Genomic DNA, 7,530 nt, shown 5'->3' with positions numbered 1-7,530 from the left:
CTCAACGCCTTCGACCTGGCCTTCGACGGCCGCCTGTCCGCGGGCCGCAACTAACCCTCAAAACATCGAGTTACACCGTTTTCTTGACAGACCCGGCACGGTCGCTCGACAGATTTAGCGGTGGCGGGCGGTCGTGGCGGCGGCTGACTGGCTTTGGCGCCGGCGGGCGGCCTTTGGCGGCAATAGGCAGGCTTGGTCTGCGTCTGGCGTGGTCGCGGCGGGTGGGTTGGTGGCTGCCGGGCTGGTGATGTCCCGCGGGTTGGCTGTAGAACGGCCGGTGGCCCGGCGGTAGTGGCGTGCTTTGGCGGGTGGACCGGCTTGGTGGCCTGGCGGTGGCGGGGCCACGAGTCCAGGGCCCACCGCGCCCGGGTCGGGCACCCGCAGACCGTGGCTGCCGCGCTGCACGGGCCGGCTTTGGCTGTGGAGCGGCTTGGTGGCACAGCCCGGCGTGGCGGGCGAGCGACGGCGAGGCCTGTCTGGGCTGCTTTGTGGCCTGGCGGTGGCGGCCAAGCGAACGGCGGTGGCGGGCGCACTTGGAGGCAGGCTGTCTCTGGCGGCCAAGACTGGCAGCCCGGCGGTTCCCTTGACCGTCGCAGGTTGGCTTGGCGACCGGGCGGCTATGACGACCTACGGGTCGCACGTGAGCGTCGACCGGTGCAGGGGTCTGACAGCAGCGGGCGGCTCGGCTTGATGGCGGGAGGTTTGATGGTGGTCGATCAAAACGACGGGGTGGTGTGGTGGAGATTGTTGACTTCGGGGTGGAGACCGGCCGGGTCGTGGAGGCGTACGGGAGCCGGGGTCTGCGGGCCAAAGCGGTGGTCCGGGCGGAAGAGCTGGCGGTCACCGTGCTGCGCGTCGAAGCGGGTGGGGAGATCGGGCGTCATCCCGCGCCGGTGGGGCAGCTGATGATGGTTACGGCGGGCCGCGGTGAAGTGTGTGGCGGGGACGGGGAGTGGCGGCCGGTGGCCAGTGGGCAGGCGGTCTTCTGGGCGGCGGGGGAGGAGCACACCACGCGCGCCGAGGAGGGGCTGACTCTTGTGGTTGTGGAGATGGTGGGGGTGGAGCCGGTCAGGTGAGTTTGGCCAGGAGGGCCTCGATCGTGCGGTCCACCTCGTCGCGGTCGTAGCCGCGCAGGGCGACGGCGAAGTCGGCGCGGGCCAGGGTTTCGCGGGCCGCGGAGCGCAGGGTTTCGTCGCCCGAGGCCAGGGCCGTCTCGGCCTGGGCCAGGGCCTCGTCGACGTCGGTCCGGAAGTAGCCGCGAAGCACGATCGTGAATGCCATGCGGGGCAGTCTAGGTGGCGCTGATCTTTGCGAGCATCGGGCGGACCAGGGCGGCGAACTCGTCGGGGCGTTCGAGCTGGGGCATGTGGCCGGTGTCGGGAAAAAGGTGCGTCTGCGCGTACGGGAGAGCGGCGCGCGCCGCCGCCAGGTGGGCCGACGGGAGGATCAGGTCGCGCTCGCCCCAGACGATCAGGGTGGGTTTGCCGGTCTCGGCCACGCGGGGCAGCAGGTCGTTGCGCCAACCGGCGGCTGTGCCGCGGAAGCCGCCCAGGGAGCGGGCGGTCTCCAGATAGACGGCGGCGAAGTCGGGCTGCTGGGCGAACTTCAGGGCCAGGGCCACCCGCTCGTCGGTGACGTGGGCCCGGTCGAAGACGACCGAGCGTTCGATCCGACGGGCCGCCCGGGGGTCGATGCGGCGCAGCAACGAGCGGCCCAGCAGCGGGACGGACAGCAGGCGCAGGGCGAACGTGACCTCCCGGCCGAAGCCGGCGCTGTTGGCCAGGGTCAGCGTGGACACCCGGCCGGGCTCGTCGGCCAGCATGCGCATGGCGACGGCGCCGCCCAGGGAGTTGCCCATCAGGTGCACGGGGGCGGTCACGCCGAGCGTGTCGAGGGCCGCCCACACCGAGCCGGCCAGACCGTCCAGGGTGGTCGGCCGGGGCAGGCGCTGGGAGAGGCCCGAGCCGGGCATGTCCAGGGTGATCACGCGGTGATCGGAGCCGAGGAGCGGGCGTTGCGGCTCCCAGTCCTCCAGGCTGCGGCCGATGCCGTGCAGCATGACGACGGCCGGCGCGTCCTCGGGGCCGCTGGCCTCGTAGCGCAGGCGCAGGCCGCCGGTCTCGACCCAGCTCACCAGGGACCCTCCCGGCGTGCGGCGCCGGCGGGCGGGGCCGGCGCGGGCGACGGTGCCGGGGAAGTGGCCGGCGGGCGAGCACGGCCGGTCATCGCGTTGGTCAGCGCCTGCATGATCCGGGCGTGCGAGACGGGCGCCACGCGGGCCAGCAGGTCGGGGATCCGGGCGCTCGACGCGATCAGCAGCCGGGCCTTGCGGCGGGCCACCGCGCCGAGGATCTGCTGGGCGGCCTTCTCCGGCGGATAGGTCAGCAGCGCCTCGAACAGGCGCTTGTGCGGTTCGATGTCGGCCGCGGGCACGCCGCTGCCGACCCGGGCGTTCGAGGCGATGGCCGTACGGATGCCGCCGGGGTGCACGGTGGTCACGCCCACGCCGTTCTCGGCCAGTTCGGCCCGCAGCACCTGGCTGAGCCCGCGCAGCGCGAACTTGGACGCCGAGTACGCGCTCTGCCCGTACGGGGAAATCAGGCCGAACAGGCTCGACACGTTGACGAGGTGGCTGCCGGGGGCGGCCGTCAGCGCGGGCAGCAACGCGTGGGTCAGCAGCATCGGCGCGCGGAAGTTCACGTTCATCACGGACTCGAACTCGTCCACCGTGACCTGGTCGAACCGGCCGCCCAGGGCTATCCCGGCGTTGTTGATCAGCAGGCCGATCGCCGGATGGGCCCCGAGCACCTGCGCGCCGACGCCCTCGACCTGCGTACGGTCGGCGAGATCGGCGGTCAGGGTGGTCACCTCGAGGGCGGGGTGGGCGGCGCGGATCCGGTCGGCGACCGTGGAGAGCCGGGATGCGTCGACGTCGACGAGCACCAGGTGACTGCCGCGCCGCGCGAGCCCGTACGCGATCTGCTCGCCGATGCCGCTCGCGGCGCCGGTCAGGACGGCGGTGCGCCCGGCGAACCGGTAGGGGGGAAGCGTCATGAGGTCATCTCCTCGAAGGTCATGTCGCGGGTGACGTCGGCGCGGGGGGTCGTGACGACGTCCCGCAGGTAGTTCTGCCGCACGATCCACGGGGCCTTGTCGCCCTGCCGCGGGAACAGGTCGAGCGCCCGTTGCACATAGCCGGACGACAGGTCGAGCAGCGGGCGGCCGCGGCCGTCGGGTGTCGTCGGCGTGGCCACGGCCAGACGGTTGCGGTCCATGTGCCGCAGCAGCCGCATCACGTATCGGTGGGAAAGGTCGGCGCGCAGCGTCCACGAGGCGTTCACGTATCCGATGCAGTAGGCCAGGTTCGGTACGCCGCTGAGCATCAGCCCGCGGTAGGCCGCGTGCTCCCCGATCTCCACGGGTTCGCCGTCCAGGGACACGCGTACGCCGCCGATCGGCACCAGCCGCAACCCGGTCGCCGAGACCACGATGTCGGCCTCCAGCACCCGGCCCGACTTCAGCCGGATGCCGGACGGCACGAACGACTCGATGTGGTCGGTGACCACCGAGGCCCGCCCCGAGCGGATCTCGGCCCACAGGTCGCCGCCGGGGATCACGCAGAGCCGCTGGTCCCACGGGGCGTACGAGGGCTTGAAATGCTCGTCCACGTACGCCTCGTCGCCGAGGCCCCGCACCGCCATCGTGCGCAGCAGCTTGCGGACGCGATCCGGGCGCCGCCGGGCCAGTTGATAGAACCCCTGGGTGAGCAGCACGTTCTTGGCCCGGGCGACGGTGCTGGCGGCCCTCGGCGGCAGGGTGCGGCGCAGCGCGTCGGCCACCACGTCGCGCGGCGGCAGCGCGGTCAGATAGCTCGGCGAGCGCTGCAGCATGGTCACGTGCGCGGCGTCCGGGGCCATGGCCGGCACCAGCGTCACCGCGGTCGCGCCGCTGCCGATGACGACCACGCGCTTGCCCGCATAGGACAGATCGGCCGGCCAGGACTGCGGATGCACGATCCGGCCCGCGAAGGAGCCGGCGCCCGGGAAGTCGGGTTGATAGCCGCCCTCGTACGAGTAATAGCCCGCGCAGGCGTACAGGAAACCGCAGGTCAGCTCCTTGCCGTCGGCCAGCCGTACGGTCCATCGGGAGTCGGCGGACGACCAGTCGGCGGCGACGACGCGCGAGCCGAACCGGATGTGCGCGGTGATGCCACCCTCGTCGGCGGTGTCCTGGATGTACTGCCGGATCTTCTCACCCGAGGCGAGCGACTGCGTGTCGGTCCACGGCCGGAACGGGTAGCTGAGCGTGAACATGTCGGAGTCCGAGCGCACGCCGGGGTAGCGGAACAGGTCCCAGGTGCCGCCGATCGCGTCCCGGGCCTCCAGGATCGCGTACGTCTTGGCCGGGAACGCCTCCTGCAGGCGCCACGCCGCCCCGATGCCGCTCAGCCCGGCCCCGATGATCAGGACGTCGTAGTGGTTCATCGGAACCACGGCGGGGTGCCGGTTCCCGAGAGCCGTACGCCACCCCACGGGTCGGGCTCGCTCAGCCGGACCTCCGCGAGCCGGTCACCGATCTCGAGGGACGCCGCGCGGAGCCCGCCACTGACCCGTTCGACCAGGACATCCGCGGCCGAGGTGCGGCCGGCCCACCGGAACCGGCCCTCGATCGGCTCGAAGCGGGCCGACATGCGGATGTGCACGGCATGCCGCTCGTCGCCGATCGTCAGCACCGCCGGCCCCCGGTATTCCTCGTCGTTCACTTGGCCTCCTGTTTGAATGCCGCCAGCCCGCCCGGCACGTCGGCCGCGTGCTGGATGCCCGCGACCCCGCCCCACAGGAACGTCGTCAGGTAGTCACCGAGCGCCTCCCGGCTGATCGGCTGCTGCCTTCGCAGCCACCAGTCGCCGACCGACTGCACATAACCCACTACCCCGTACGCCCAGGGCAACGCGGCGCCCGAGTCGAGCCCCCGCGCGCGCAGCCGGTCGCCGAAAATGCGCGCCAGCCCGCTCGCCACCGTGTCGACCACGTCGGCCACCACGTCGCGGTGCCGGGCGATGTCGGGCTGGTGCACGACGAACTGGTAGAGGTTGGTGTCGGCCGCGATGTGGGTCAGGTAGGCGTCGACGGCCGCCCCGATCGCGGCCCGTTCCTCGCGGACGGCGGCGACGGCCGGGACGACCGCGTCGAGCACCATGGCGCCCGAGCGCTGCCCGACGGCCAGCCACAGCTCCGACTTGTCGGCGAAGTAGCGGTACAGCACCGGCTTGCTGATGCCGGCGTGCGCGGCGATCGCGTCCATGCCGATCTCGGGCCCGTGCCGCCGGATGGCCTCGATCGCGGCGTCGGTCAGCTCGGACCGCCGCTGCTCGCGATGGCCGGCCCAGCGGTCACGACGAGCGTCGGTATTGACCGGCTTCTGTTCCGACTTCATAGTACTAGAAGTAACTGTTACCGCCGGTAACGTCAAGCCTGGGAGGGCTCCGTGACCGATCGCGACCGCACAGCGACCCGCCTCCTGCACTCGTCGGCTTCCCACTCGTACGACCCCGGGATCGAGATCGACTGGGCGGCGCCGCTCGCCCCCGACCGCTACTACGTGCCCCCGCACCGCTCGTCGCTCTATGGCACCGCGATCTGGGAGGGCCTCACCGAGGAGCAGCGGATCACGCTCACCCGGCACGAGGCGGCCAGCATCGCCGGGCTGGGCATCTGGTTCGAGACGATCCTCATGCAGCTGCTGATCCGGTCGTACTACGGCCAGGACCCGACCTCGGCCCACGCCCAGTACGGCCTGACCGAGGTCGCCGACGAGTGCCGCCACTCCGTCATGTTCGGCAAGATGATCGAGAAGCTGGGCACGCCGGTCTACCGCCCCGACGGCGTCAACCAGTTCCTGGGCAAGTGGATCGCGGCCACGGCCACCGGCCCGCGGATGTTCGCGGCCATCCTGATCTGCGAGGAGATCCTGGACACGCTGCAGCGCGAGGCCATGGCGTCGGAGCAGGTGCAGCCGCTGGTCCGGATGGTGTCGCGCATCCACGTGGTCGAGGAGGCGCGGCACGTACGGTATGCCCGCGAGGAACTGGCCCGCCAGGTGCGCTCCGCCTCCCGGCGCCGCCTCGCCTTCGACAAGCTGATCATCGGCCGGTCCGCCTACCTGTGCGGCACCCGCCTGATCCATCCCGCGGTCTACAAGTCGATCGGCGTACGCCCGTCCGACGGCTGGCGGGCGGCCCGGGCCAACCCGTACTTCCAGGAGACGATGCGCTGGGCCGGCGAGCGCGTGGTGGCGTACCTGACCGAACTGGACCTGGTCGACGGCCCCGGCAAGGCGTTGTGGAAACGCTCGGGCCTGCTGCCTACTGGCTGAGGGCGATCAGTGCCTCGGGGAGGTTGTGCCGCCAGTTCACGTAGTCGTGGCCGCCCGGGTATTCGGCGTACGTGACCTGGCAGTGGCGGGCCAGCAGCGTGTCCCGCATCTCGCGGACCGTGTCGAGCTGGGACGGGGCCTGGCTGGGACCGGGGAACGACTCCATGCGGCCGACGTCCAGGTAGTAGCGGACGTCGGGGTGGGCCAGTCGCTCGGCGTCGCGGATCAGCCGGCCCGGGGTGCCCTCGGCCGGGTCGGGCCACCAGAAGCTGCCGGAGTGGGCGATCACCCCGCGGAACAGGTCGGGGCGGCGCAGGCCCAGGTGCACGGCGACCAGGCCGCCGCGGGACATGCCGGCCACCAGGTTGTCGCCCAGCGGGGAGCCGATCTGCCAGCGGGACTCGGCCCAGGGCAGCAGGTCGTCGATCATCTGGTCCAGGGGCGGGCCGGGGGTGAGGTCGCGCAGGCGTTGCTCGTCGCGGCCCCGGACGAACAGCGCGGCCATCGGCTCGAGGCGGCCCTCGGCGATCAGGTTGTCGAGGATGGTCGGGATGCGCAGCAGGGTCTGGCCGTTGTAGCCGTCGAACACGACGAGCACCGGCAGGCCGTCGGGCTGCACCCCGTACGGGAGATAGGTCGTGATCGGGACGTCCGGGCGGAACCGGCCGGTGCTCAGCCGGCCGGTCGGGACGCCCGGGCGCGGAGTCGTCCACGGCGACCGGGGCGCGTCCGGCAGCCGCAGCACGGAGGCCCAGCAGCTGTAGTCGGTGGGATCGTCGGGGTCGGCCTCGAAGTGGACCGTGAGCGGATTGTCATGGTCCAGCTGGGCGGGCCCGGCGTCGTCCGGTGTCCGCGGCAGGTCCTTGGTGTCGCCCTGCACCAGGCCGTAGATGGTGTGCAGATCGGACGGGAACACCTCGGAGCCGTGCCAGATGTCGGTGCCGGGGATGCGGGTCAGCGGCACGTCGATGTTCCACCAGGCCCGGACGCGTTCCGCCTGGCCCCGCCACAGAAAGGTGACCAGGGAGTGCCCGTTGTCCCAGGGCTCGATGAGCGGGGTGCCGGCGACGGTGAGCTCGGCCCACAACCGGTCGGCGTCGGGTCGGTCGGCGGCTTCGATCAGGCCGGTGAGCCGGGGGCTCCGCATGTCGATCG

9 protein-coding genes are annotated in these 7,530 nt (G+C 72.0%); 2 read left to right on the top strand and 7 right to left on the bottom strand.

The features are described from left to right. Positions 1-737: 737 nt before the first annotated feature. Positions 738-1,076, top strand: coding sequence for a cupin domain-containing protein (locus tag ACZ3I4_RS20065; protein WP_465383453.1), 339 nt, complete (start codon positions 738-740; stop codon positions 1,074-1,076). On the opposite strand, the gene ACZ3I4_RS20060 is transcribed toward ACZ3I4_RS20065, so the two are convergent. The 6 genes from ACZ3I4_RS20060 to ACZ3I4_RS20035 are packed head-to-tail and all read right to left on the bottom strand — an operon-like array spanning position 1,069 to position 5,436. After that, positions 1,069-1,281 (bottom strand): hypothetical protein, encoded by a 213-nt coding sequence (locus ACZ3I4_RS20060; protein WP_465383452.1) that lies wholly within the window; start codon positions 1,279-1,281, stop codon positions 1,069-1,071. The genes ACZ3I4_RS20065 and ACZ3I4_RS20060 overlap by 8 nt on opposite strands. A gap of 10 nt (positions 1,282-1,291) precedes the next feature. Further along, positions 1,292-2,134 (bottom strand): alpha/beta fold hydrolase, encoded by an 843-nt coding sequence (locus tag ACZ3I4_RS20055; RefSeq protein ID WP_465383451.1) that lies wholly within the window; start codon positions 2,132-2,134, stop codon positions 1,292-1,294. Then, positions 2,131-3,054 (bottom strand): SDR family NAD(P)-dependent oxidoreductase, encoded by a 924-nt coding sequence (locus ACZ3I4_RS20050; protein ID WP_465383450.1) that lies wholly within the window; start codon positions 3,052-3,054, stop codon positions 2,131-2,133. The genes ACZ3I4_RS20055 and ACZ3I4_RS20050 overlap by 4 nt, the downstream gene beginning before the upstream one ends. Next, a complete protein-coding gene (locus tag ACZ3I4_RS20045) occupies positions 3,051-4,493 on the bottom strand; it encodes a flavin-containing monooxygenase (protein WP_465383449.1) in 1,443 nt (480 codons plus the stop codon). The genes ACZ3I4_RS20050 and ACZ3I4_RS20045 overlap by 4 nt, the downstream gene beginning before the upstream one ends. Then, complete coding sequence (locus tag ACZ3I4_RS20040; RefSeq protein ID WP_465383448.1) at positions 4,481-4,762, bottom strand: DUF4873 domain-containing protein; 282 nt, start codon at positions 4,760-4,762, stop codon at positions 4,481-4,483. Before ACZ3I4_RS20040 ends, ACZ3I4_RS20045 begins: the two co-directional genes overlap by 13 nt. Beyond that, entirely contained in the window at positions 4,759-5,436 is a 678-nt protein-coding gene (locus tag ACZ3I4_RS20035) for a TetR/AcrR family transcriptional regulator (RefSeq protein WP_465383447.1), read from the bottom strand. The genes ACZ3I4_RS20040 and ACZ3I4_RS20035 overlap by 4 nt, the downstream gene beginning before the upstream one ends. Before the next feature lie 51 nt (positions 5,437-5,487). On the opposite strand from ACZ3I4_RS20035, the gene ACZ3I4_RS20030 reads away from it, so the two are divergent. Further along, positions 5,488-6,375: an AurF N-oxygenase family protein gene (locus ACZ3I4_RS20030; RefSeq protein WP_465383446.1), complete on the top strand. Its 888-nt coding sequence runs from the start codon at positions 5,488-5,490 to the stop codon at positions 6,373-6,375. Here the strand turns inward: ACZ3I4_RS20030 and ACZ3I4_RS20025 are convergent. Further along, a complete protein-coding gene (locus ACZ3I4_RS20025; protein WP_465383445.1) occupies positions 6,365-7,522 on the bottom strand; it encodes an alpha/beta hydrolase-fold protein in 1,158 nt (385 codons plus the stop codon). The genes ACZ3I4_RS20030 and ACZ3I4_RS20025 overlap by 11 nt on opposite strands. Positions 7,523-7,530: the final 8 nt, after the last annotated feature.

This window comes from Actinoplanes sp. NPDC021490 (assembly GCF_055562135.1).
This window is presented reverse-complemented; position numbering and strand designations above follow the sequence as displayed.